General features: G+C 61.1%; 22 protein-coding genes and 1 other RNA gene. 9 read left to right on the forward strand and 14 right to left on the reverse strand.

Translation table 11 applies throughout. The features are described from left to right. The 9 genes from mraY to rsmI form a co-directional block, all read right to left on the reverse strand. Positions 1-1,083 carry a phospho-N-acetylmuramoyl-pentapeptide-transferase gene (gene mraY / locus HX815_RS02815; protein ID WP_008434230.1) on the reverse strand — a complete coding sequence of 361 codons (1,083 nt, stop codon included), beginning with the start codon at positions 1,081-1,083 and terminating at the stop codon, positions 1-3. Continuing rightward, positions 1,083-2,453, reverse strand: a complete 1,371-nt coding sequence (murF, locus tag HX815_RS02820) for a UDP-N-acetylmuramoyl-tripeptide--D-alanyl-D-alanine ligase (RefSeq protein WP_134327308.1) — start codon at positions 2,451-2,453, stop codon at positions 1,083-1,085. The genes mraY and murF overlap by 1 nt, the downstream gene beginning before the upstream one ends. Next, positions 2,446-3,909 carry a UDP-N-acetylmuramoyl-L-alanyl-D-glutamate--2,6-diaminopimelate ligase gene (locus tag HX815_RS02825; RefSeq protein ID WP_003216207.1) on the reverse strand — a complete coding sequence of 488 codons (1,464 nt, stop codon included), beginning with the start codon at positions 3,907-3,909 and terminating at the stop codon, positions 2,446-2,448. The genes murF and HX815_RS02825 overlap by 8 nt, the downstream gene beginning before the upstream one ends. Next, positions 3,909-5,651, reverse strand: a complete 1,743-nt coding sequence (locus tag HX815_RS02830; RefSeq protein WP_166742205.1) for a penicillin-binding protein 2 — start codon at positions 5,649-5,651, stop codon at positions 3,909-3,911. Before HX815_RS02830 ends, HX815_RS02825 begins: the two co-directional genes overlap by 1 nt. Continuing rightward, on the reverse strand, positions 5,651-5,944 hold the full coding sequence (gene ftsL / locus HX815_RS02835; protein WP_003216203.1) for a cell division protein FtsL: 294 nt from the start codon (positions 5,942-5,944) through the stop codon (positions 5,651-5,653). Before ftsL ends, HX815_RS02830 begins: the two co-directional genes overlap by 1 nt. After that, positions 5,941-6,888, reverse strand: a complete 948-nt coding sequence (rsmH, locus tag HX815_RS02840; RefSeq protein ID WP_003216201.1) for a 16S rRNA (cytosine(1402)-N(4))-methyltransferase RsmH — start codon at positions 6,886-6,888, stop codon at positions 5,941-5,943. The genes ftsL and rsmH overlap by 4 nt, the downstream gene beginning before the upstream one ends. Then, positions 6,885-7,340 (reverse strand): division/cell wall cluster transcriptional repressor MraZ, encoded by a 456-nt coding sequence (gene mraZ / locus HX815_RS02845; RefSeq protein ID WP_003171868.1) that lies wholly within the window; start codon positions 7,338-7,340, stop codon positions 6,885-6,887. The genes rsmH and mraZ overlap by 4 nt, the downstream gene beginning before the upstream one ends. Positions 7,341-7,695: 355 nt before the next feature. After that, positions 7,696-8,049: RNase P RNA component class A (gene rnpB / locus HX815_RS02850), an RNA gene on the reverse strand. 95 nt (positions 8,050-8,144) lie between these two features. Then, positions 8,145-9,050 carry a 16S rRNA (cytidine(1402)-2'-O)-methyltransferase gene (gene rsmI / locus HX815_RS02855; protein WP_161635740.1) on the reverse strand — a complete coding sequence of 302 codons (906 nt, stop codon included), beginning with the start codon at positions 9,048-9,050 and terminating at the stop codon, positions 8,145-8,147. 176 nt (positions 9,051-9,226) lie between these two features. Here rsmI and HX815_RS02860 point away from each other — a divergent pair, with 176 nt between their 5' ends. From HX815_RS02860 to HX815_RS02875, 4 genes are all read left to right on the forward strand, one after another. After that, positions 9,227-11,038 (forward strand): penicillin-binding protein activator, encoded by a 1,812-nt coding sequence (locus HX815_RS02860; protein WP_177027790.1) that lies wholly within the window; start codon positions 9,227-9,229, stop codon positions 11,036-11,038. Further along, a complete protein-coding gene (locus HX815_RS02865) occupies positions 11,038-11,409 on the forward strand; it encodes a YraN family protein (RefSeq protein ID WP_003216193.1) in 372 nt (123 codons plus the stop codon). The genes HX815_RS02860 and HX815_RS02865 overlap by 1 nt, the downstream gene beginning before the upstream one ends. Positions 11,410-11,501: 92 nt before the next feature. Next, a complete protein-coding gene (locus HX815_RS02870; protein WP_003216190.1) occupies positions 11,502-12,095 on the forward strand; it encodes a phosphoheptose isomerase in 594 nt (197 codons plus the stop codon). Then, entirely contained in the window at positions 12,092-12,673 is a 582-nt protein-coding gene (locus tag HX815_RS02875) for a BON domain-containing protein (RefSeq protein ID WP_003216188.1), read from the forward strand. Before HX815_RS02870 ends, HX815_RS02875 begins: the two co-directional genes overlap by 4 nt. Before the next feature lie 67 nt (positions 12,674-12,740). Here the strand turns inward: HX815_RS02875 and HX815_RS02880 are convergent, their stop codons facing one another. Continuing rightward, complete coding sequence (locus HX815_RS02880) at positions 12,741-13,511, reverse strand: OmpA family protein (RefSeq protein ID WP_032899265.1); 771 nt, start codon at positions 13,509-13,511, stop codon at positions 12,741-12,743. Positions 13,512-13,729: 218 nt separating this feature from the next. Continuing rightward, positions 13,730-14,374, reverse strand: coding sequence for an MBL fold metallo-hydrolase (locus tag HX815_RS02885; RefSeq protein ID WP_003216184.1), 645 nt, complete (start codon positions 14,372-14,374; stop codon positions 13,730-13,732). A gap of 179 nt (positions 14,375-14,553) precedes the next feature. On the opposite strand from HX815_RS02885, the gene HX815_RS02890 reads away from it, so the two are divergent. From HX815_RS02890 to HX815_RS02910, 5 genes are read left to right on the forward strand one after another with little or no spacing between them, the layout of a single operon-like run. Continuing rightward, positions 14,554-15,150: a paraquat-inducible protein A gene (locus tag HX815_RS02890; protein WP_008434242.1), complete on the forward strand. Its 597-nt coding sequence runs from the start codon at positions 14,554-14,556 to the stop codon at positions 15,148-15,150. After that, complete coding sequence (locus tag HX815_RS02895) at positions 15,147-15,791, forward strand: paraquat-inducible protein A (protein ID WP_003216181.1); 645 nt, start codon at positions 15,147-15,149, stop codon at positions 15,789-15,791. Before HX815_RS02890 ends, HX815_RS02895 begins: the two co-directional genes overlap by 4 nt. Beyond that, a complete protein-coding gene (locus tag HX815_RS02900) occupies positions 15,772-17,427 on the forward strand; it encodes an intermembrane transport protein PqiB (protein WP_177027791.1) in 1,656 nt (551 codons plus the stop codon). Before HX815_RS02895 ends, HX815_RS02900 begins: the two co-directional genes overlap by 20 nt. Positions 17,428-17,444: 17 nt before the next feature. Further along, positions 17,445-17,999: a membrane integrity-associated transporter subunit PqiC gene (locus tag HX815_RS02905; RefSeq protein WP_177027792.1), complete on the forward strand. Its 555-nt coding sequence runs from the start codon at positions 17,445-17,447 to the stop codon at positions 17,997-17,999. A gap of 23 nt (positions 18,000-18,022) precedes the next feature. Further along, complete coding sequence (locus HX815_RS02910; RefSeq protein ID WP_003216175.1) at positions 18,023-18,367, forward strand: hypothetical protein; 345 nt, start codon at positions 18,023-18,025, stop codon at positions 18,365-18,367. Positions 18,368-18,376: 9 nt separating this feature from the next. On the opposite strand, the gene HX815_RS02915 is transcribed toward HX815_RS02910, so the two are convergent. The 3 genes from HX815_RS02915 to HX815_RS02925 form a co-directional block, all read right to left on the reverse strand. After that, positions 18,377-21,106 carry a LuxR C-terminal-related transcriptional regulator gene (locus tag HX815_RS02915; RefSeq protein WP_177027793.1) on the reverse strand — a complete coding sequence of 910 codons (2,730 nt, stop codon included), beginning with the start codon at positions 21,104-21,106 and terminating at the stop codon, positions 18,377-18,379. A 309-nt stretch (positions 21,107-21,415) separates the two neighbouring features. Next, positions 21,416-22,780, reverse strand: coding sequence for a DUF1329 domain-containing protein (locus tag HX815_RS02920; RefSeq protein ID WP_008434250.1), 1,365 nt, complete (start codon positions 22,778-22,780; stop codon positions 21,416-21,418). Positions 22,781-22,823: 43 nt separating this feature from the next. Continuing rightward, positions 22,824-24,683 carry a DUF1302 domain-containing protein gene (locus HX815_RS02925; protein ID WP_008434252.1) on the reverse strand — a complete coding sequence of 620 codons (1,860 nt, stop codon included), beginning with the start codon at positions 24,681-24,683 and terminating at the stop codon, positions 22,824-22,826. Positions 24,684-24,772 lie beyond the last annotated feature (89 nt).

Below are 24,772 nucleotides of genomic sequence, written 5' to 3' on the forward strand. Positions count from 1 at the left end.
CTACCTCAGTTTCAGGGTGGCAAGGCCGAACAGAACCAGAATCACGGTGATAATCCAGAAACGGACAATCACCCGCGGCTCAGGCCAGCCCTTGAGTTCAAAGTGGTGGTGAATCGGCGCCATGCGGAATACGCGGCGCCCGGTCAATTTGAAGGAGGCAACCTGGATCACCACCGACAGGGTTTCCATCACGAACACACCGCCCATGATGAACAGGACGATTTCCTGACGGACGATCACCGCGATGGTGCCCAGGGCCGCGCCCAGCGCCAGTGCGCCGACGTCGCCCATGAAGACTTGTGCGGGGTAGGTGTTGAACCACAGGAAGCCCAGGCCCGCACCGATCAACGCACCGCAGAACACAATCAGTTCGCCCGCGCCCGGTACATACGGGATCAGCAGGTATTCAGCGAATTTCACGTTACCCGACAGGTAGCAGAAGATGCCGAGGGCACCGCCCACCATCACCGTCGGCATGATCGCCAGGCCGTCGAGGCCGTCCGTCAGGTTGACCGCGTTGCTGGAGCCGACGATCACGAAGTAGGTCAGCACCACGAAGCCGACGCCCAGTGGAATGCTGGCGTCCTTGAGCATCGGGATGATCAGGGTGGTTTCCACCGCGCTTGGCGCAGTCATGAACAGGAAGATCGCCGCGCCGAGGCCGAACACCGACTGCCAGAAATACTTCCAGCGGCTAGGCAGCCCCTTGGAGTTCTTCTCGATCACCTTGCGGTAGTCATCTACCCAACCGATGGCGCCGAACAGCAGGGTCACCAGCAGCACGGTCCAGACATAACGGTTATGCAGGTCAGCCCACAGCAGCGTACTGATGCCGATGGACGACAGGATCAACGCACCGCCCATGGTCGGGGTGCCGGATTTGGACAGGTGCGACTGCGGGCCGTCGTTGCGTACCGACTGGCCAATCTGCAGGTTTTGCAGGGTACGGATCATCCATGGCCCGAGGAACAGCGACAACGACAGCGCGGTCAGCACACCCAGGATCCCGCGCAGGGTCAGGTACTGAAAGACCGCGAAGCCTTTGTGGAACTGTTGCAGATACTCAGCCAGCAGCAGCAGCATTAATGTTTCTCCGTACTTGAGCCACACAAGGCCGCGACGACGTTTTCCATCACCGCGCTGCGCGATCCCTTGATCAAAATAGTGGTGTGTTTGTCTTGTTCAGCCGCACTCAGTGCCTGGATCAGTTCGGCCTGGCTGGCGAAATGCCTGGCGCCCGGCCCGAAGGTGTCCACGGCGTGCAGCATGTTCGGGCCAACGGCGTAAAGGGCATCGACCTTGCCGGCGGCGTACGCGCCGACTTCACGGTGAGACTGTTCGGCCCACTCGCCCAGCTCGGCGATATCTCCCAGCACCAGCACCTTGCGACCGTCGAAGCTGGTCAGCAGGTCGATGGCGGCACAGATCGAGGACTGGTTGGCGTTGTAGGTGTCATCAATCACGCGCATGCCGTTGCTGGCCAGTTGCGCGACGGTGCGGCCCTTGACCGGTTGCACGGCGCCAAGGCCGGTGGCGATGCCAAACAACGACACGCCCAGCACGTGGGCGGCGGCGGCGGCAGCCAGGGCATTGGCGACGTTGTGGTTGCCCAGCAGGTTCAGTTGTACGTGCTCGTCACCTTGCGGGGTATGCAGGGTGAAGGACGGGCAGCCACGGGCGTCGGCCTTGATATTCGAGGCATGGAAATCGGCAGCGGCGTTGTGCACCGCGAAGCTCAACACCTTGCGACCGGCGGCACGTACACGCCAGGTTTCGAAGGCCTTGTCATCGAGGTTCAGCACGGCAGTGCCGGATGCGTCGAGGCCTTCGATGATTTCGCCCTTGGCTTCAACGATCTTTTCAGGGCCGCCAAACTCGCCGACGTGGGCAGTACCGGCGTTGCTGATCACCGCGACATGAGGCTTGGTCATGGCCACGGTGTAGGCGATTTCGCCGATGCGCGAAGCACCCAGCTCAATGACGGCCGCCGTGTGTTCCGGGGCCAGTTCGAGCAGGGTCAGCGGAGCGCCGAAGTCATTGTTCAGGTTGCCACGGGTCGCCAGGACCGGGCCGCGCGTGCGCAGGATGCCGGCCAGCAGCTCCTTGACCGTGGTCTTGCCGCTGGAACCGGTGATCGCCGCAACAGGCTTGGTGAAGGCGGCACGGTTCAGCGCCCCCAGTTGGCCGAGGGCCAGGCGGGTGTCGGCGACCAGCAATTGTGGCAGCGTAGAGTCAGAGACTTCGCGCTGCACCAGAGCGCCGACAGCGCCTTTGGCAGCGACGTCATTCAGGTAGTCATGGCCATCGAAGCTCGGGCCGGCCAAGGCGACAAACAGTTGCCCGGGCTTGATCGTCCGGCTGTCGATGCTGACGCCATCAAAGCTGCAATCAGCCGACAGCACGCGGGCCGACAAGGCCTGGGTCAGTTCGCTGAATGTGAGCGCCTTAAGCATGGGCCACCTCCCATGCGGTCAAGGCATGATCGGCCTCGACCAGATCAGAGAAGGCGTGACGTTCGCCGTTGATTTCCTGATAGTCCTCGTGGCCTTTACCGGCCAGCACCACCACATCGTCAGCACTTGCGCCGGCGATCAATTGGGCGATGGCTGCACCGCGACCGGCAACGAACGTCGCCTTGGACGCATCTTTAAAGCCGACACGAATGTCATCGAAAATCTGGCTTGGGTCTTCGCTGCGCGGGTTGTCGTCAGTGACGAGCACACCGTCGGCCAGTCGCTCGACGATTTCCGCCATCAGCGGGCGCTTGCCGCGATCGCGGTCACCGCCACAGCCGAACAGGCACAGCAATTTACCCTTGGCATGGGGGCGCAGGGCCTGCAGGATTTTTTCCAGGGCGTCCGGCGTGTGGGCGTAATCGACCACCACCAGCGGCTGGGTGCCGCCGCCGAGGCGCTGCATGCGACCGGCCGGGCCTTCGAGCTTCGGCAGCACCCGCAGGATTTCGTCGAGGGCGTAATCCAGGCCGAGCAAGGCACCCACAGCGGCCAACACGTTGCTCAGGTTGAAACGCCCGAGCAAGGTGCTGCGCAAATGGTGCTCGCCCTGTGGCGTAACCAGCGTGGCGCGCACGCCTTCGTCATCAAAGGTGGCTTCACGGCAATACAGGTAGGCGCTGGAGTCTTCCAGGCTGTAGCTGATCAGGCGACCGTCGCCTTGGGCGGCGGCCAGTTGGCGACCGAATTCGTCGTCCAGGTTGACCACCCGGCACTTCAGGTCATTCCAGGCAAACAGCCGGGCCTTGGTGGCGGCGTAGGCCTCCATGGTCCCGTGGTAATCCAGGTGATCGCGGGACAGGTTGGTCATCACCGCCACGTCGAACGCCAGGGCAGTCACGCGCCCCTGGTCCAGACCGTGGGACGAGACTTCCATGGCAACCGCCTTGGCACCGGCCTTTTTCAGGTCGGCCAGGGTCGCTTGCACGGCAATCGGGTTAGGCGTGGTGTGCAGCCCGCTTTGCAGCGCTCCGTAGAAACCGGTGCCCAGGGTGCCCACGATGCCGCAATGCTGACCCAGCAGGTCAAGCGCCTGGGCAACCAATTGGGTCACGCTGGTCTTGCCGTTGGTACCGGTCACGCCCACCAGGTTCAGGGTGCGGCTCGGGTCGCCATAAAAGCGCCCGGCGATGTCCGACAATTGCGCAGCCAGGCCCTTGACCGGAATCAAAGGCACGTCGGTGATCGGCAGCACGGTGGCGCCTTCCACTTCATAGGCCACTGCCGCAGCGCCGCGTTGCAGCGCGTCGGCGATATGGTCACGGCCGTCGAACTTGCCACCCGGCACTGCCAGGAACAGGTCGCCGGCACGCACATTACGGCTGTCCAGGGTCAACTCGCGAATCAGCAGATCGCGGCCGGCGTGGGCAAAAATCTTGTTCAGGCTCAGAGACATCAGCCGCGCCCTCCATTGGCTTTTACAGCAGCGGCCGGCGGGCCGGCGTTCGCTTGTTGGGTAGCCGGCAGGTTGTCCGGCGTGATGTTCATCAGGCGCAACGTCCCGGACATCACCTTGCTGAACACGGGCGCCGATACCAGGCCACCGAAGTAACCGGCTTTGCTCGGCTCATCGATCACCACGACGATGGCGTAGCGCGGATCGCTCATCGGGCCGAAGCCTGCGAACAGCGAGCGGTAGGAGTTTTCGGCGTAGCCCTTGGTACCCACGGCGGTTTTACGCGCGGTACCGGACTTGCCTGCCACGTGATACGCCGGCACCTGGGCACGGAACACGCCACGCGGTGCTTCGATCACTTGTTGCAGCATGCCTTGCATGGTCTTCGCGACGTTTTCCGGGATCACCTGGGTCGCAGGCGGCGCCTCGTCCAGGTGGATCAGGCTCAGCGGCACCATGCGGCCGTTGTTGGCCAGCACCGAGAAGGCGTGGGCCAGTTGGATGGCTGTTACCGACAGGCCATAACCGTAGGAAAGCGTGGCGGTCTCGGCTTTTTTCCAGTCACGGTAGTTCGGCAGGTTGCCCACACGTTCGCCCGGGAAGTCCAGGCCGGTGGGTTGCCCCAGGCCGACTTTCTGCGCGAGGTGGTAGATGGCTTCGCCGCCGATATCGAAGGCGACTTTACTCATGCCCACGTTACTGGAGTTGATCAGGATACCTGTCAAATCCAGCACCGGACCTTCGGTGCGCGACACGTCACGAATGGTGTATTTGCCCAGCTGCAATGTGCCCGGGTAAACCTCGACCTTGTCGGCCGGTTTCCAGCGCCCGGTTTCCAGGGCGGCACTCATGGAAATGGCTTTCATGGTCGAACCCGGCTCGAACACGTCGATCATGGCGCGGTTGCGCATCATCGCCGGCTGCAGGTTGCGACGGTTATTCGGGTTGTAGGTCGGCTGGTTGACCATGGCGAGAATCTCGCCGGTCTTCACGTCCATGATCACCAGGCTGCCGGCTTTCGCACCGTTCTCGATGATCGCGTTACGCAGCTCACGGTTGGCCAGGTATTGCAGGCGCAGGTCAATCGACAACGCCAAGGGCTTACCGGCCTTGGCGTTTTTGGTGACCTGGACATCCTTGATCAGTCTGCCGCGCCGATCCTTGATGACCTGTCGTTTGCCGGGAACCCCGGCCAGCCATTCGTCGTAGGCGAGTTCCACGCCTTCGCGACCGTGATCATCAATGTCGGTGAAACCCACCATATGGGCAGTGGTTTCGCCGGCCGGGTAGAAACGCCGAAATTCCTCGATGCCGTAGACACCGGGGACTTTAAGGTCGAGTACTTGCTGGCCTTGTTCGGGGGTGAGCCCGCGAACCAGGTAGATGAATTCTTTATTGGCCTGGGCTTCGAGGCGTTCGCTCAGGGCTTTCGGGTCCTGGCCCAGGGCAGCAGCGAGTTCCGGCCATTTGTCTTTGGCGGTCTGCATTTCCTTGGCGTTGGCCCACAGGGTGGTCACCGGGGTACTGACGGCCAGGGGCTCGCCGTTACGGTCGGTGATCAGGCCGCGGTGTGCAGGAATCGGGATATGCCGCAGGCTACGGGCATCGCCCTGGCCGATCAGGAAGTCACGGTCCACCACTTGCAGGTCGATAATCCGCCAGGCAATCGCGCCCACCATCAGTGCCAGCAACCCCAGCACTACGCGGAAACGCCACGGGTAGAGTGCGCCCTCGAGTTTCATCATGGCGCCACCATGCGAACTTCTGCAGCGCCCGGGATGTGCATCTTAAGTTGTTCAGTGGCCAGCACTTCGATGCGGCTGTGGGCCGTCCAGGTACTTTGCTCGAGGATCAACCGGCCCCACTCCGCCTGCGCCTTGTCGCGCACGCTCAACTCCCCGTACAGGGTATTGAGCAGTTGGCGGTTGTAATGGGCGCTGTAGGACACCGCAATCGCGGACACCAGCACGCCAACAAATAGCAGCAACATAAAGAAGCTGCCGCCCGGGAGGGGCTTGGCGAAAAGCTTGCTCACCGCAACTTCTCCGCAACGCGCATGACAGCGCTACGGGCACGTGGGTTGGCCTTGAGTTCGGCTTCGGAAGCGAACTGCGCTTTGCCATGGATTTTGATTTTCGGCACAAAAGCTTCGTAACGCACCGGCAGGTTGCGCGGCAGGTTGTCGGACTCGCCCTTGACCAGGCGACGCATGAACAATTTGACGATGCGGTCTTCCAGGGAGTGGAAGCTGATCACCACCAGGCGACCGCCCACTTCCAGAGCTTCCAGGGCGGCTTCGAGGCCGGCTTCCAGGTCGCCCAATTCGTTGTTGACGTGAATACGCAGGCCCTGGAACGCACGGGTTGCCGGGTTCTTGCCCTTTTCCCATGCAGGGTTGGCGACTTTCAGCACCTCAGCCAGGTCGGCCGTGCGCTCGAACGGCTGGATTTCCCGGCGTTCGACCACGGCACGCGCCATGCGGCCAGCGAAGCGCTCTTCGCCGTATTCCTTGAACACACGGGTGATTTCTTCGTGGGGAGCGGTAGCGATGAACTGCGCGGCGCTGATGCCACGGCTTGGGTCCATGCGCATGTCCAGCGGGCCGTCGTTCATGAAACTGAAGCCACGCTCAGGGTCGTCCAGCTGCGGGGAAGACACGCCCAGGTCCAGCAGAACCCCGGCCACCTTGCCCGCCATGCCACGTTCGGCGACTTCTGCACCGAGCTCGGCAAAGCTGCGCTGCACAACGACAAAGCGGCCGTCTTCGGCCGCTAGCGCTTGCCCGGTGGCAATCGCTTGAGGGTCTTTGTCGAACCCGAGGAGCTTACCGTCCGGACCCAGCTGGCTGAGGATCAGCCGACTGTGCCCGCCCCTGCCGAAGGTGCCATCCAAATAGCAGCCATCCGCGCGTACGGCGAGAGCCTCAACGGCTTCGTCAAGCAGTACGGTGATGTGGTTAAAGCCGCTATCAATAGTCACAGGATCAAATCACGCAGTTCATCAGGCATGGCGCCCGGTTGTTGAATAGCAGCCAGGTCAGCTGCAGAAACAGCATCCCAGGCATCTTCGTCCCACAATTGGAACTTGTTCAGTTGGCCTACCAGCATCGCGCGCTTGTCCAATTTGGCGTATTCGCGCAGACGCGGTGGAACCAGGAAACGACCACTGCCATCGAGTTCGAGGTCGACGGCATTACCAATCAGCAAGCGTTGCAGGCGGCGGTTCTCTTCACGCAGTGAAGGCAGTGCACGCAACTTGGTTTCAATCAGCTCCCACTCATCGAGCGGGTACACACATAAACAGGGATCAACGGCATCGATGGTGATGATTAATTGCCCGGAACTTCGCGAAATGAGCTCGTCACGATACCGGCTCGGCATGGCGAGACGGCCTTTTGCATCGAGACTGATAGCGTTAGCTCCGCGAAACACAGATGCGTTTCTCCAAATTTTAGCGTTTTACGTTCAAAAAACCCACTTTGTGCCACTTTCCGCCACTTGCGCACACTATAGGAATGCGCCCACCACACCGTCAAGGCGCGGATTCAAGGAAAAGCCTTACAGAACGGAGATTTAGGAAGGTAAAGGGAGGAGAAACGAGAGTTTGACGGCGATTTTGACTCAACAACACCAAATAGCTCAAAGAGCTAAGGCTTAAAGTTAAAGTAATTTATTAAGAGTAAGATTTTTTCGGTATTACGAAGACGCATCTGCTGACGATTCAGCAGGGAGGGATTCTCGCGTTACTACCAGGTTCCTGCCCGAGATTCGGACAGAAGGAAAAAAGGTGGAGAGTCGATCTGTAAGCCGGGTTCTGTCTTGAACAGTCATTCGTCTACGATGGCCATCACTGGACATCTTTAGCAACCTACCCGGTCCCAGCGCGGGCCACGCCTTGGGACCCTATTTGGTCTTGCTCCAAGTGGGGTTTACCTAGCCACGAACTGTTGCCAGTCGTGCGGTGCGCTCTTACCGCACCTTTTCACCCTTACCGGTACCGAAGTACTTAGGCGGTTATTTTCTGTGGCACTTTCCGTAGGCTCACGCCTCCCAGGCATTACCTGGCACTTCGCCCTATGGAGCCCGGACTTTCCTCCCCCCTCTAATTTTCATAGAAGGCAGCGACTGTCCAATCGACTCTCCGCCGCGCAGGTTAACGGCACGGCGGCGTTAGAACAAGTATTAAAAGACACTAATGCCATCATGTTCAGACGGAGTGCAGGTTAGAACCCGGAACTATTCGCCCTTTTGTTTATCCAGCGCCACTTGATACAGGACGTTCTTGCGTACGCCGGTTATTTCCGCGGCCAATGCAGCGGCGCGCTTCAATGGCATCTCCTTGAGCAGCAGGTCAAGAATGCGCATTGCCTCGCTGCCCACGGCATCTTCGCTTTCCGGCGCCGACCAGCCGGCTACCAGCACCACGCACTCGCCGCGCTGCTGATTGCTGTCGCCCTCGACAAATTCGCGCAGTTCCTGCAGCGGCAAGCCCTTGAGGGTTTCGAAGGTCTTGGTGATTTCCCGCGCCAGCAGTGCCAGGCGATCGCCGCCGAACACCAGCTCCATATCTTGCAGGCACTCAAGGATGCGGTGCGGGGCTTCGTAGAAGATCAGCGTGCGTGGCTCTTCCTTTACCAGTTCCAGGCGCGCCCGGCGCCCGACGGCCTTGGCGGGCAGGAAGCCTTCGAAGATAAACCGGTCCGACGGCAAGCCGGCAGCAGACAATGCAGCAATCAGCGCGCACGCTCCCGGAACAGGCACTACATTGATACCAGCCGCCCGCGCCTGGCGAACCAGATGATAGCCAGGGTCGGAAATCAGCGGCGTACCCGCATCCGAGATCAACGCCACGTCATCACCCGCCAACAAACGAGTGATAAAACGACTGCCTTCTTCACGCTCGTTGTGTTCGTGACAGGCGGCCAAGGGGGTCGGAATACCGAAATGCTGCATCAACCGCTGGGAGTGCCGAGTGTCTTCAGCCGCGATCAGTTTTACGTCGCGCAACACTTTCAGCGCACGCGCACTGATGTCGTCCAGGTTGCCAATGGGCGTCGCCACGACAAAAAGCGAGCCTGCAGTGGAATTCAAAGGACCTGGAGCAGTCAAAACGCACACCTCGATGGTTGGCAAAAGCCACATTGTAGCGCGTAGACGCCTTGAATATATGCCCTCGGGGCGGGTTCGATTTCAGCCGCCTATAGGGTCCTGCAACATTTACACGACCTAAATAGACGGTTTCACGCCAGTAACATCGCGCCCCGGCCAGTGCTTGGGTACAATTCCACGCTAATTTGATCGGTATCAGGAACACTTACATGATCGCTTGCCTGCGGCTGTTCTCTGCCCTCTGCCTCGCTGCCCTGTTGGCGGCTTGCGCCAGCTCGCCCTCGTCCAGCCTTGGCGACCTCCCCCGGACTCCGGATGCCAGCATCGAGCAACTGCTCGAACAGGCGACTTCGGCCAAGACTCCGGAAAAAGCCGCGCTGTTGCGCTTGAGTGCGGCTGACCTGGCGTTTCACCAAAACAATCCGGGACGCTCGGCGCAGATTCTTGCCCAGGTGCCACTGGACGTCCTGAAACCGGCGGCGCAGGTATTTGCCAGCACCCTGTCGGCTGAACTGGCGATGGCCCGCAACCAGCCCAAGGCAGCGTTGACGGCCTTGAATCACCCGAGCCTGCAAAGCCTCAAGGATCTGCCGCCTGAACAGCAGATCCGCACGGGCACCGTGCATGCCCGCGCCTATGAGGCCGACGGCCAGACCCTGGCCGCCGCCCGCGAGCGCGTCGCCATGGCCCCGCTGCTGACGGGCGATGCCTACAACAGCAACCACGAAGCCATCTGGGCACTGATTGCCGCCTTGCCTGCCGATCAACTGCAAGCCAGCGGCAACCCGACGCTGGACGGCTGGATCAGCCTGGCCCAGGCAGTCAAGGGCGCCGGCACTCTGGAGCAACAGCAGGCGGCCATCGACACCTGGCGCGCCCAGAACCCTGGCCACCCGGCAGCTTCGCAATTGCCGCAGCCGCTGACCAAGCTCAAGGAACTGGCCAGCCAGCCGCTGAACAAGATCGCGCTGCTGCTGCCGCAGGAAGGTCCGCTGGCCGGCGTTGCCAAGGCGCTGCGCGAAGGCTTCATGGCCGCGCACTACCAGGCTGAACAAGCCGGGCAGAAGCCGCCGGTGATCGAGTTCTACGACAGCTCGCGCCTGACCTCCATCGACGACTTCTACGCCAAGGCCCAGGCCGCCGGCGTGCAACTGGTGGTCGGCCCGCTGGAGAAGCCACTGGTCAAGCAACTCAGCGCACGCCCGCGATTGCCGATCACCACCCTGGCCCTGAACTACAGCGAAGCCGACCAGAACCCGGCGCAACTGTTCCAGTTTGGCCTGGCCGCTGAAGACGAAGCCCGTGAAGTGTCCCGTCGTGCTCGCGCCGATGGCCTGCACCGCGCCGCCGCCATGGTGCCGAAAGGCGAATGGGGCGAGCGCGTCTACAAGGCATTCCGTCAGGATTGGGAAGCCAATGGCGGCACCGTGGTGGGCGTCGAGTACGTTGACCAGCCGGTAGCCCTGGCCCAGCAGATTGCCGACCTGTTCCAGCTGCGCAAGAGCGAAGGCCGCGCCAAGAGCCTGCAAAGCACGGTAGGTTCGGATGTTTCCGCCCAGCCATCGCGCCGCCAGGACATCGAGTTCATCTTCCTGGCCGTGACTCCGCAACTGGCCCAGCAGATCAAGCCGACCCTGAACTTCCAATACGCTGGCGACGTGCCGGTGTATGCGACGTCCCACGTGTTCAGCGCCAGTGGCGACAAGAACCAGTACCTGGACATGACCAACGTGATGTTCTGCGAAACCCCTTGGCTGCTGAACACCACCGACCCGCTGCGCAACCAGGTCGCCGCCCAATGGCCACAAGCCAACGGCAGCCTTGGCCGCCTGTACGCGATGGGTGTGGATGCCTACCGCCTGGCGCCGCGCCTGGGGCAGCTCAAGGCACTGCCGGACACTCGTGTCGACGGCCTGTCGGGCAACCTGGGCGTCAGCGCCAGCCAGCGTGTCGACCGCCAGATGCCATGGGCGAAGTTCGTCGGTGGCGAGATCCAGCGCCTGCCTGATACCCCGCGCTGATGCCCGAGCGGTCAAGCGCACAAAGCGGCAAGGACGCCGAACTTCAAGCTCTCGAGTACCTGCAACGACAAGGTCTGCGCCTCCTGGCGCAGAACTGGTTATGCAAACGCGGCGAGCTTGATCTGGTCATGCTTGACGGCGATACAGTAGTATTTGTCGAAGTCCGCTACAGAAAACACGCACAATGGGGTGGCGCGCTCGCCAGTATCGACGGGCGCAAGCGCCAGAAGTTGATACTCGCCGCGCAGTTTTTCCTGCTCAAGGAGCGTCGCTGGGCCGATCATCCCTGCCGTTTCGATGTGGTTGCCATAGAAAGCACTCCCCGGGGAACAGCCGATCTGAACTGGCTGCAAGATGCCTTTGACAGCTGATTCGCCGGACATCTACACCGCACACTTTTGCTCTTTGCTTTGCGGGCTGCACATTCCTGTGCCAAACAGCCGCGCTACTTAAGGTCACACAGATGGACATGCAATCCCGAATTCGCCAGCTTTTCCAGGCCAGTATCGATACCAAGCAACAGGCGATGGACGTACTTGCACCGCACATCGAGCAAGCCAGTCAGGTCATGGTCAACGCCTTGCTCAACGAAGGCAAAATGCTTTCGTGCGGCAACGGCGGTTCGGCCGGCGATGCCCAGCATTTCTCCTCCGAGCTGCTCAACCGCTTCGAGCGTGAGCGCCCGAGCCTGCCGGCCATCGCCCTGACCACCGACACCTCGACGATCACCTCGATCGCCAACGACTACAGCTACAACGAAATCTTCTCCAAACAGATCCGCGCCCTTGGCCAGCCGGGGGACGTCCTGCTGGCGATCTCCACCAGCGGTAACTCGGCGAATATTATTCAAGCGATCCAGGCCGCACATGATCGTGAAATGATTGTCGTAGCATTGACCGGACGCGACGGCGGCGGCATGGCCTCGCTGCTGTTGCCCGAAGACGTGGAAATCCGCGTCCCGGCCAATGTCACCGCACGTATCCAGGAAGTCCACCTGCTGGCGATCCACTGCCTGTGCGATCTGATCGACAGCCAACTGTTCGGGAGTGAAGAATGACCGTTAAACGCCTTAGCCTATTGGCAATCACGCTGTGCCTAGGCATCAGCGGCTGCAGCTCGGTAATCGAAGCGAGCCGCGACACGCCCATCCAGGACGATAAAGGCACCCGCACTTTCGGCAGCAAAATCGATGACTCACTGATCGAGACCAAGGTTTCCGTCAACGTTTCCAAGGCCGCTCCAGACCTGGGCAACGGCGCGTCGCGCATCGTGGTCGTCAGCTTCAACGGCGTGGTGCTGCTCACCGGCCAAACCCCGCGCGCCGACTTGAAGGCCCAGGCTGAACAAGCTGCCGCCACTGTGCAGCGGGTCAAGAAGGTTCACAACGAACTGCAGGTGATGGACCCGATCACCCTGCTGGCAATCAGCAACGACGCCCTGCTGACCACCAAGATCAAGACCCAGATGCTGACCGACAGCGCCATTCCCGGCTCTCGGATCAAGATCGTCACCGACAACGGCATCGTCTACATGATGGGCCTGCTGACCCAGGCAGAAGCCACCCGCGCCGCCAACCTGGTACAAAGTGTGTCCGGCGTACAGAAGATCGTGAAGCTGTTCGAATACATCGACTGATTTATCGTCAGCCACAAAAAAGGGCGCCGTGCATGGATTGCACGGCGCCCTTTTTATTGACTACAGATTACTGGTACTGCTGGTACGGGTTGCCCTGGAACTGGTTGTTCTGCTGCGGCGCCTGTTGCTGCTGGGCGGCCGGCTGACCGTACTGCTGGCCAGGGATCGGGCCCAGGTTGACCTCCACACGACGGTTCTGGGCACGGCCATTGACATCGGCGTTGCTGGCGATCGGGTTATCCGGGCCGGCACCGCGGGCACTCAGGTTGGTCGGGCTGACACCTTGGGAGGTCAGGTAATTGGCCACGCTCTGCGCACGACGCTGGGACAGGTCCATGTTGAGCTGACGGCTGCCAGTGCTGTCGGTGTAGCCAACGATCTGGATGGTGTTCTGGTTGAACTGCTTCAGCGAGTTCGCCAGGTTGTTCAGCGGCGTGTAGAAGCTGCTGGAGATCGCATCCGAGTTGGTGGCGAAGGTGATGTTACCCGGCATGATCAGCTTGATCTGGTCGCCCTGGCGCTGCACTTCGACACCGGTGTTGGCCATGCTGGCGCGCAGTTTCTTTTCCTGCTGGTCGGCGTAGTAGCCGTAGCCCGCACCACCGATACCGGCGACGGCAGCGCCGATCAGCGCACCCTTGCCGCGATTGTTGTGGTCGATGGCTGCACCCGCCAACGCACCAGCCAGGGCGCCCAGGCCACCATACTTGGCGGTGTTGCTCACACCGGAAGAGCCACCACCCTGTGCCTGGCTGCCGTCATAAGGATTAGGTGAAGCGCAGCCCGACAACAGGGCTACGGCAGTAGCAACAACAAGCAGACGACGAGAAGTGAACATGAAGGAAGCTCCTACTTTTGCATTCGGTGATGCAGAGGACATTGGCATTGGACCTGTGCCGAGCTTGGAACACGACAAACGGTAAAAATTCCATCTCCACACAAGCCCGGCCACACTCAAACCCTAGCAGAGACTTCCTGAACGGTGATTGTCATTTTCTCTATATGTTTCGTCTGATAGTTGCCACTTGGTATCCGAAAAACTACCCACATTTTCCTTCACGCGCGGACAAACGGATTCTCACGCATTTCATCTCCCAGACGCGTGTCCGGACCGTGCCCTGTCACCACCACCGCCGCCTCATCCAGGGTGTAGAGCCGTTGCTTGATCGAGCGCACGATGGTCGCCTGGTCACCGCCCCACAAATCCGTACGGCCCACGCCGCGCCGAAACAGGGTGTCGCCGGCAATCAGCAACTTCGCATCGGCGAACCAGAAACTCATCGAGCCGGGTGTGTGTCCAGGTGTATGCAAGGCAACCCCGCAACCACAGGCCAGCTCTTCTTCATCCTCCAGCCAACGATCCGGCGACGGCACTGGCGTGTAAGGCACGCGGAACATCTGGCACTGCATTTCCAGGTTGTCCCACAGAAACTGGTCTTCCTTGTGCAGGTGCAGGGTAGCGCCGGTTTTTTCCTTCAACTGCCCGGAGGCCAGGAAGTGATCGAGATGGGCGTGGGTGTGAATAATGCTGACCACTTTCAGGCCCAGCGCATCGAGGCGCGCCAGGATCAGCTCATGGTTGCCGCCCGGGTCGACGACGATGGCTTTTTTGGTGACGGGGTCGCCGATGATCGTGCAGTTGCACTGCAACGGGCCTACCGGGAACGTTTCGCGGATCAGCGCGGGAGACTGAATATTCATGGGTATTCCTGCAAATTCAAAGGCACACTCTTTTGTACTGCATTCCGGCGCACAGTATGTTCGACCCTGCACCCGATCCGAAAGCGCTCGCGAGCGCACGGCTGTCAAACCCGGCAACTGCTAAGCTACTCTGGCGCCAGTCATACAACGCGCAACGTATAGCGCATGGAGTGGGACTTATGGCGACCCTCAGCCCATTGATCATCTGCGAACACTGCGATTGCGTGTACGAAAAAGTCGCGCTCGCCAAACATCAGAAGACCCTTTGCACCCGCTGCGCAGGCGTACTCCAGCGTTATAACGGGCTGTCGGTGGAACAACGCCTGGCCCTGACCCTGACCGCCACCGTGCTGTGGATTTTCGCCAACTTCTACCCGGTGATGAGCATCAGCCTGCAAGGCCTGAAAAGCAGCGCCACGTTATGGGATTCGGTGGTCGCACTGGCCCAGGGCCCGATCACCTTCATCGCGCTGGTGGCGGCGATTTCCATCATCATCGCGCCGGTGTTTCAGTTGCTGCTGTTGATCTGGGTGCTGGGCTTTGCGATGAAGGGCCAACGCTCGCCGGCGTTCAAGCTGTGCATGCGCTGGCTCGAAGCGCTTCGGCCCTGGAGCATGCTCGAAGTCTGCCTGCTGGGCGCCATGGTGGCGGTGTTCAAACTCGCCGGCATGCTGGATGTGTTGCCCGGCACCGGCCTGTTTGCCCTGGCCGCTCTCAGCCTGTTGCTGATCCGCATTGCCGGGCGTGATATTCGCGACCTGTGGGACATTTTATGAGCCGTCCACCGACCGCCAGCGAACTGAACCTGTGCCTGTGCCACAGCTGCGGCCAGGCTTGCGACGTCAGCACCGCGCCCGACGAATGCGAGCGTTGCGGCGCGCCGCTGCACCGGCGCAAGGTCCATTCGCTGACCCGTACCTGGGCCTATATGCTGACGGCGCTGGCGTTTTACGTGCCCGCCAACTTACTGCCGGTGATGAACACCTCGATGCTCGGCTCGGGCGCCGACAGCACCATCATGAGCGGCGTGCTGGAGTTCTGGCAGCACGGCGCCTGGGACATCGCCCTGATCATTTTCATCGCCAGCATCGCGGTGCCGGGTATCAAGTTCGTCGCATTGACGTTGCTGCTGGTCACCGTGCAGCGCAATAACCAGTGGGCGCGCAAGGAGCGCTCGAAGCTGTTTCGCTTCGTCGAAGTGATTGGCTACTGGTCGATGCTGGATGTGATCGTGGTGGCCTTGGTGGCCGCCCTGGTGCGGTTCCAGGCCCTGGGCACCATCGAGCCGCGCCTGGGCATTCTGTTCTTTGGCCTGGTGGTGGTCTTCACCATGCTCTCGGCAATGAGTTTCGACCCGCGCCTGATCTGGGAAAACCCACACAACGAGGAGATGCCGGATGGCGTCGCAAACCACTGACAAACCGCAGCCTGCGGGCTCGCCTGCGATCAAGACGCGGCGCTTCAGCGTCTCGCTGGTGTGGATCGTGCCGATTGTCGCGGTGCTGGTGGGCATTTCGCTGGTGGTGCACAGCATCCTTCAGCAGGGGCCGAGCATTACCATTACCTTCAAGACCGGCAGCGGCCTGACCGCCAACAAGACCGACGTGAAATACCGCAACGTGGTGATCGGCCAGGTGACTGACGTGGAGTTGAGCGACGATCAGAAAAGCGTCAACGCCACGATCAAACTGTCCAAGCAGGCTGAAAGCTTCACCCGTGAAGACTCGCAGTTCTGGGTGGTGCGCCCACGTATCGGCGCCGGTGGCGTTTCCGGTATCGACACGCTGCTCTCCGGGGATTACATCGGCGCCGATATCGGCCAGTCCGATACCCGCGCCAACCGGTTCACCGGCCTGGAAAACCCGCCGCCCATTACCTATGGCGAACCGGGCAAGCGCTTCACGCTGCACACCCAGGATCTGGGTTCGCTGGATATCGGCTCCCCCGTGTACTACCGCAAGATTCCCGTTGGCCAGGTGGTGGCCTATGCCCTGGACGCTGACGGCAAGGGCGTGAACATCGACGTGTTCGTGCATGCACCCAATGACGCCTACGTCACCGAGAACACCCGGTTCTGGAACGCCAGCGGGATTGATGTGAGTGTCGGCGCAAACGGGTTTGCGCTGAAAACCGAATCCTTGTCGTCCATGCTGGTGGGCGGCATCGCCTTCCTCGCCCCGCCCTACAGCCCCAACGACAAGCCGGCCGACGAAGAACACTCCTACGAACTGTTCGCCGACCAGCAAACCGCGCTGGCCCCGCCCAATGGCAAGGCGCAATACCTGAACCTGCGGTTCGACCAGGCCTTGCGCGGGCTTACGGTGGGTGCGCCAGTGGAGTTCCTGGGTATCGAATTCGGCAAAGTGGTGTCGATCAACCTGGATTTCGACGAGAAAAAACGCAGCTTCCCGGTCAACGTCGGCATCGTGATCTACCCGCAGCGCCTCGGCGAAGCCAACACCAAAATGCTCACGGTCTTGAAGCATGACCCCAACGACGAAGCCGGCGGTGTGCGCCTGATAGGCAGCTTCATCGAACACGGCCTGCGCGCCCAGGCCCGCAGCGGCAACCTGCTCACTGGCCAGCTGTATATCGCCCTGGACTTCTTCCCCAAGGCCGACAAAGTCGTGTTTGACCCGAACCTGCGCCCCGTCAGTATTCCGACCATCCCCGGCAACCTGGAACAACTGCAGGAAAAACTCGAAGGCATCGTCAACAAGATCAACCAACTGCCAATCGAGCGAATTGCCGGCAACCTCGACGGCAGCCTGGTCGAACTGCGCAAGGGTCTCAGCCAGTTCAACGCCAAGACACTGCCGGGGGTGCAAAACACGCTGGCCGACGTGAGTAAAACCCTGCAATCCGCCAGTTCGACCCTGGCCGAGGATTCGCCGCAACGGGAACAGTTGACCCAGACCCTGGACGAACTGAGCCGCATGTCGCGCTCCCTGCGAGAGCTGTCGGACTACCTGGCACGCCATCCCGAATCGCTGATTCGCGGTCGCCCCGACAACGCCGCGCCCTCCGACCTGCAAGGGCCACCGCGCAAATGACCACAGGAGCAACCACCATGGCTTTGCCGCTGAAGATCACGCTGCTCACCGGGTTGCTGCTGCTGACGGCGTGCCGCAGTGAGCCCATTCAATTTCATACCCTGACGCCGGTGCAGCGCAGCAATGCGTCATTGACCGCGGGGGGCGAGATCCGGATTGAAAGCATCACGGTCCCGCCACAGGTCGACCGGCCGCAGATTGTCATCCGCCAGGGTGACAGCGGCGTGGCCATTCTCGAGACGCAATGGTGGGCTGCCAGCCTGGTGGATGAGTTGCGCAGCGCGCTGGTGGATCAACTCGCCAGCAGCCGGAAAAACCTGGCGGTGCGCATTGAGGTCCAGCGCTTTGACTCGATCCCCGGGCAGTACGCCCTGCTCGACGTCAAATGGCGGCTTCGCCAGACGGGCACGGACGAACGCACGCCGCTGACGTGTCGCACGGTGGTGCAGTCGCCATCCGGCCCGACCATTGATGACCTGGTGATCGCGCAGCAAAACAACGTCAAGCGGTTTGCCGCGCTGCTCAGCCAGGCCGCCGACAAGTCATCGAGTGAGTGCCCCGCCGTGCGGTAAACATTGATCCAGGGGATCGAGCCATGCGCACATTCTGGAAGTGGTATCAGCAACTGCTGGAGAATGACTTCAGCACCCAGGTCTTCGACAATGTGAAGAACCTGCTGGTATGCGCGCTCTTGTTTGCTGCGGGCACCAACGCACTGGCCGGGAAACATGAGCTGTTCCTCGGCATCCTGGCGTCAAGCGTGGCCGGGTGGGGCTTGATCGTGGTCTCAAGCTTGCTGATGGTGCTGAATGTGAGCGATGGCATCCGCCGGCTCGCCAAGCTGCGTTATCACCTGGTCCTTCAGCTGCTGCTTATCCTGATCTATGTGCTGGTGGCAGCCCGCGTGGTGGAAATCGTCTGGGGCTTTCGATCCCATTGATCCAGGTTTCTACCCCAGCAATCCCATCTCCTGCGCCCGCGCCACCGCCTGTGTGCGCCGCTCCACCCCGAGCTTGCTGTTGATATGGCTGGCGTGGGTTTTCACGGTGTGCAGGGAGATAAACAGCTGATTGCTGATCTCCTGGTTTGAACAACCCTGTGCGATCAGGTGCAGCACCGCCAGTTCACGGGTGCTCAGGGTCTCCAGTGTGTGTGGGGTTTCAACTACTGCAACATCCGGCAAGAGTGCCAGCAGGCCCTGGTTCATCAGTCCATGGGGATCCCGAGACAGCTGCTCCCGCGTCCACTCGGGATAGCGTTCCAACAGGCGCTGGAAAGGTTGCATCGCGCCACCGGCAGCCGCTTCAAGCGCGCGGGCAAACACCGGGCGGGCCTGGGCTTCCTGGCCACCGTCCAGCAGTAACAGTGCCTGCTGGGTCAGCGCCATCAGGCTGATCATCTGCCGGCCGCTGTTATGGGCCTGGCGTGCCAGTTCATCGAGCCGTTGCAGTGAAGCCGCCGGCTGATGACGGATGGCGTCGAGTGCCGCCTGTTGCAACTCGATATGTTGCGGCAGGTGCGGGTGGAACTCCGGTGCGGCAGCGGCCTGTTCACCGTTGTAGGTTTGCCCCAGCCGCGTCAGCCAGGCATCGGCCAGGTCGGTGCGCCCCTGAGCCAGCCATAGCTCGCATTTGACCAGGGTGATCATCGCCAGATAGAAAATCGGCGGCACGTCCCAGATATGCATCAAGCGCTCGGCCTCGGCCAATTCGGCAAAGGCCACGGAGAAGTCGCCACGGCGACCTTCGAAGCTGGCGATCACACAGTGGCCGATCAACACGCTGATATCCCGACAGGCTCGCGCCTCCGTCAATCCGGCACGCAGCCGAGCGAGCCCGGCTTCAGGCTGGCAGCGCATCAGCAGCAAATAGCCTTCGTACAACGCCAGGCGCGCGCGCACTGCGTACAGCCGTTGCGGCGCCAGGCCTTGCAAACGTTGCAGGCCCTGGCGCACTTCATCCAGTGACCGCAGGACCTCGCCACGGGCCTGCAGTACACGGGCTCGGTCGTAATGGGCCAGCGCTTCAAACAATGGATTGCCGACCCGCTGCGCCAACTCCAGGGATTCGCGGTTCAGGCCGCGGGCGCGCCACAGGTCGGCGTCGACAATGGCCAGGTTGGACAGGGTCGACAGGCACATCAACCGCTGGCCATAGCGTTTGTGCGGCAGGCTTTCCAGGGCCTCGCTGCAATACGACTGGGTCAGCTCACGATCACCACGGCCCCGGGCAATAATCCCGCTGAGGGCCAGCCATTGCGCCAGCATCGACTTTTGCGCGGTGGCCGACGGGGCCGGTAAAAAACGGCTGAGGTGGCTGGCCAGTTCCTGCGCCGCATCCAGCTGGCAGGCCAGGCCCAACGCCCAGCTGTAGAGCACGATCAGGCGTGGCGTACTCATCAGCAAACTGTCGGGCAAGTCCATTTTCCAGCGCAGCAGCATGCCGACATTCTGCTCCGCCAGCAGTTGCTCTTCGGACAGGTTCTGCACCAGGTTTGCCGCCACATCCAGGTGACCCGCACGCAGCGCCTGCTCCACTGCCTCGTCGATCAAGCCCTGGGCATTGAACCAGCGGCAGGCCCGCAGGTGCAGGCTGGCTGCCGGCAACACGGCATTGCTCGCGCGCCGGGTGCGCAGCAGGTCGGAAAACAGATGGTGATAACGGTACCAATGGCCCTGCTCGTCCAGCGGCACCAGGAATACCTGGTGGGCTTGCAGGTAGCGCAGGATTTCCGTGCTGTCGTGGGCCTCGCGCACGGCGTCGCACAGCTCGCTGCAAAAGCGCTCCTGGGACGCGGTGTCGTAGAGGAACGCCTGGACTTCCGAGGGCAGGCAGTCGATGACTTCTTCGAGCAGGTAATCGCGGATCAGCCCTTCCCCGCCGTGCAAACCCTGGGGCAGCGTACCTTCGCTGCCGGCCTCGGAAGCCGCCAGCAGCCAGAAACGCAGGCCGGCCACCCAGCCTTCGCTGCGCCGGATCAGGTTATCCAGGGCTTCACCACGCAATGAACTGCTGTGGCGATCCAGCAGCGCCAGGGATTCGCCGTGAGTCAGGCGCAGGTCCTGCTCGTGCAGTTCCAGCAAATGCCGGGACAGGCGCAGTCGGGCCAGGTGCCAGTCGGGACGCTGACGGCTGGTGACCAGCACCAGCAGGCCGTCGGGCAGGTGATTGAGGAAAAATTGCAGGCAGCGGTCGAGTACCGGGCCCTGGGCCAGATGGTAGTCATCCAGCACCAGCAACAGCGGCGCCTGGGTCGACAGATGCACCGTCAGTTCATCCAGCAGGCCGTCGAGCCATTCTTCAAAGGCGAAGGGTTGGTGACGCTGGCGCATTTTCAGCAGGCCCAGGGATTGGGCGCCCAACTGCGGGAAGTATTGCTGCAAGCCGTCGAGCAGGCGTTCAAGAAAACGTCCCGGGTCGTTGTCCCGGGGACTTAGCCCCAACCACAGGCTTTGCCAGTGGGCCGGCAGGCTCTGGCAGAACTCCACCGCCAGCGAACTCTTGCCGAACCCGGCCGGGGCGCTGACCAGCAACAGACGCCCGGCCAACCCTTCACTCAGCCGTTCGCACAGGCGCGGTCGCAACACGTAGCCGTCAGGCAGTGGGGGTCGATAGAAGCGCCCTTCCAGGGTCGGAATCACCGCGCTGGCAGGCCCTTGAATTCGGGACAGATCAGTCATCGCCGGGCTCTTGTAGAAGGCTGTTGTCGGCATTGCAGATGTCCGCAGACTAGCGGTAAAAGCGGCAGCTTTGTAGATCTTTGCAACATTTGTCTGAAAAAGACTACAACAAAAAATATCCGGACTTCTTCTGTAACGACCGACACTCTGTGGCGAGGGAGCTTGCTCCCGCTGGAGTGCGCAGCGCTCCCGTTTTTGGGGCTGCTACGCATCCCTGCGGGAGCAAGCTCCCTCGCCACAGTGGTCCGGCAAAAAAAAGCCCCGAACCAGTCGGGGCTTCTTCGAGGATGCGGCCTCGTTTACAGCAAGTTAGCGAACACCATCCTGGCGCAGGGCCGCCGGGGTGAAGTCGCTGGTGGTGGCGGTGAAGCCGAAGTCATAGGCCTGTTTCTCTTCGTTCTTCATGCCCAGGGCCAGGTAGCGGCCGGACTGCAGGTCGTAGAGGGTTTCGAGGGCGTACCACGGCACTTGCTTGTCGTAGTAGTTCTCGGCATGGGCTTCAGCCACGCGCCACAGCTGGCCACGACCGTCGTAGTGGTCGATGACCGCGGCTTGCCAAGTGTCTTCGTCAATGAAGAAGTCACGCTTGGCGTAGATATGGCGCTGGCCTTCCTTCAGGGTTGCAACCACATGCCACACGCGGCGCAGCTCGTAGCGCGCCAGGTCCTGGTTGATGTGGCCGGCCTTGATGATGTCGACATACTTGAGCTTCGGATCGTCAAGCTTGTAGCTGTTTTCGGCGATGTAGAGCTCTTTCTTGCCTTCCAGTTTCCAGTCGTAGCGGTCCGGTGCACCGTTGAACATGTCGAGGTTGTCGGAGGTACGCAGGCCGTCGGCGGCGGTACCCGGGCCGTCATACGACACTTGCGGTGCCCGGCGCACACGACGCTGGCCGGCGTTGTAGACCCACGCCGAACGCGGCTCTTTCACCTGGTCGAGGGTTTCGTGCACCAGCAGCACACCACCGGCCAGACGTGCCGGCGCAGTCACTTGCTGCTTGAAGTAGAACAGGATGTTGCCCGGGTTTTTCGGGTCGTAGTCCTTCATCTTGTCGCGGAACACGAACTGATCACGGAAATACACCAGGCTGAACGAGCCGTTGGTTTGCGGCGTGGCCTGGGTCACCAGGCGGGTCACGCTGCCGCCGCGATAGCGGGTGATGTGGTTCCAGATCACTTCAACGCCGCTTTTCGGAATCGGGAACGGTACGGCGGTTTCAAAGTTTTCCAGGCCGTTGCCGCCGGACACCAGGTTGGTGCTGGTGGCGTTTTTCTTGATGGCGGCGAACACATCAGCCGGCACCGTGGCGCCGCGATGGGTCGGGTAGACCGGCATCTTGAAGGTGTCGGGGTAGCGCTTGAACATCGCGTACTGCCCCGGCGCCAGCTTGTCCTTGTACTGCTCGACGTTCTGCGCGGTGATGGTGAATTGCGGTTGTTCGCTGGCGTACGGGTTGGCCAGGAAGCCACGGGCATCCACGGCACCGGCGTTGGTGGGCAGCGGCGACCATTTAGGGATGGTGCCGGCCGCGTTACCGGCCATTTCAGCGCCCATCGGGGTCAGGGTCGTGCCGAGCTTGGCGGCTTCATCCGCCGAGACCGCCGCCATGACGCTACCCGCCATGATCGACAGCCCCAGCACACCCACCTGCAACAGATTTTTAGTTATTTTCATGTTCTGGTTCTTCCTTAAAACATACTGCTTAAAGAGAGTGTGCTTAGAAGTTCACGCCAGCGCTCAAGGCGATAAAGTCACGGTCATCCACCGTGGTGAATTTGCCGCCAAAGAAGTTGGTGTAGTTGAGGCTGACGGTGTAGGTGTTCTGGTACTCGGCATCGACACCCAGGCTGACGGCCTTGCGCCCCTCTTCAAAGTTGCCGCCAGGACCTGGCGAGTAGCCTTTGACGTCATGGGACCACGCCACGTTGGGCTTGAGGTTTACACCGGCGAAGACGTCCGGGTACTCCCAGATGGCACGAGCGCGATAGCCCCAGGAGGTGGCCGTGGTGTAGCCGTCGTTGTTGCAGTTGGTGTTCAGGCCAGCGGCGTTCGGCAGACCGGCGCCGTTGGCCGTCGAGTTGTTAAGGGCGTTACAGAACCCGCCTGGCAGCGTGCCAGGACCGAAGACCGGATCTCGGCCATAACGTGCGTCGGATTTGCTTTCCAGGCCACCGACGTGGGTCACGCCAATTTCACCGACCGTGGTCAAACGACTGGCGCCCATGACCTGATCAAAGAAGTGCGTAAAGGTGGTCTGGAACTGCGTCACTTCCTTGCGATTGTAGCCATGCAGATCCTGGCCTGGCGTGCCCTTCAGCACCGAGGCATTCCCGTAGCCCGGAATCGGCGTGACACCCGCATAAAGAATGTCGGTGGTGCTTAACTGTACTGGCGCATTTGGCCGATAGCTCAACTCACCGCTCCAGGCAGTACCGGTAGGCAGCGTGGTGGAGAAGCTCAAGCCGTAAAGACGAATGTCTTCAGGGTATTCGATGAAGTAATTGGAACTGCCCGCGACAATCAGCGGCCGCAGTGCTCCCAAAGGCCCCAGAGGCCGCGTGTAGGCCGAAGCTGGAGCGCCTTGAGCACTGAAGATCGGCGCACGGCTGTGGTAGTTCATGAAGTAGGCGCCGAACTCGGTATCCAGCGGCTCGAAGTTGTAGTGCATCGCCACGCCGAACTGGCCGCTGTCGCGGGCGTCACGGTCCGGCCCACGGCGCACCAGCACACCTTCGTTGTTCACATCCACGCCCAGGGCGTTGAGGGTAGGCAGTGCAGCGCCTGGAATGGTCGAGCGCTTGTTCAGCACCCGCAAGTTGTTGTTACAACCATCGGAAACCACATCCGGCTGCGAGAAGAACGTCCCGCAGTTGTCGGTCACCGTCTGGTCCCACTCCAACTGATAGAACGCTTCTGCCGACAAGTTATCGGTCAGCGTCTGCGACACATAGAACATGTTGACCGGGATCAGGCCTTCCTTGATCTCGGCCCCGGGACGACGGAATGCGGACACGTCGATCGGGTTGATGGAGTTGATACCGCCACCAATAAAGGTACTTTCACCCCAACTCACCACCTGCTTGCCGAACCGCACGTTACCTGGCAGATCAGCAATGGTGTAGTTGTGATAGATGAATGCATCGAGAATCTGCCCGCCAGAAGACTTGGCGCCCTCTTTGCGGTTGTTGTTGCTGACATTCTTGAAGTCCAGGTCTTCGTTTTGCAGCGCGAAGTCATACCAGTACTTGCCCCGGACAAACACGCCGGTGTCGCCGTATTTCAACTCAAGGTCATGAATGCCTTTGAAGATCTTCGAGAAGGAATCACCTTTGTCGAAGTTCAGGTGACCGTCATCCGAGGTTTGCGACAACCCCCTGCCACCGTTGTTGGCACCGATCAGGTCTTTATTGCGACCCGCCGTCGACCAACTGGCCCCGACCGACAGGGACGAGTCAAAGCTGCCTTCGATTTCACCGATGTTGAAACTGACGCCGAATGCAGGCCCGGCGAGCGTAGAGGCGAGGCTGACGGCCAAAGGCAGTTTTGCCCGGCGCCAGAACTGGTGTGCTGAGATCATCGACGCTACTCCATGTGCATTATTGTTATGGCAGTGAGTCGTTTCTAAGGGCTTGTAACGGCCGGAATACAACGATTCCAATGCCGGGC

This window comes from Pseudomonas sp. E6002 (genome assembly GCF_013385565.1).
GTDB lineage: Bacteria > Pseudomonadota > Gammaproteobacteria > Pseudomonadales > Pseudomonadaceae > Aquipseudomonas.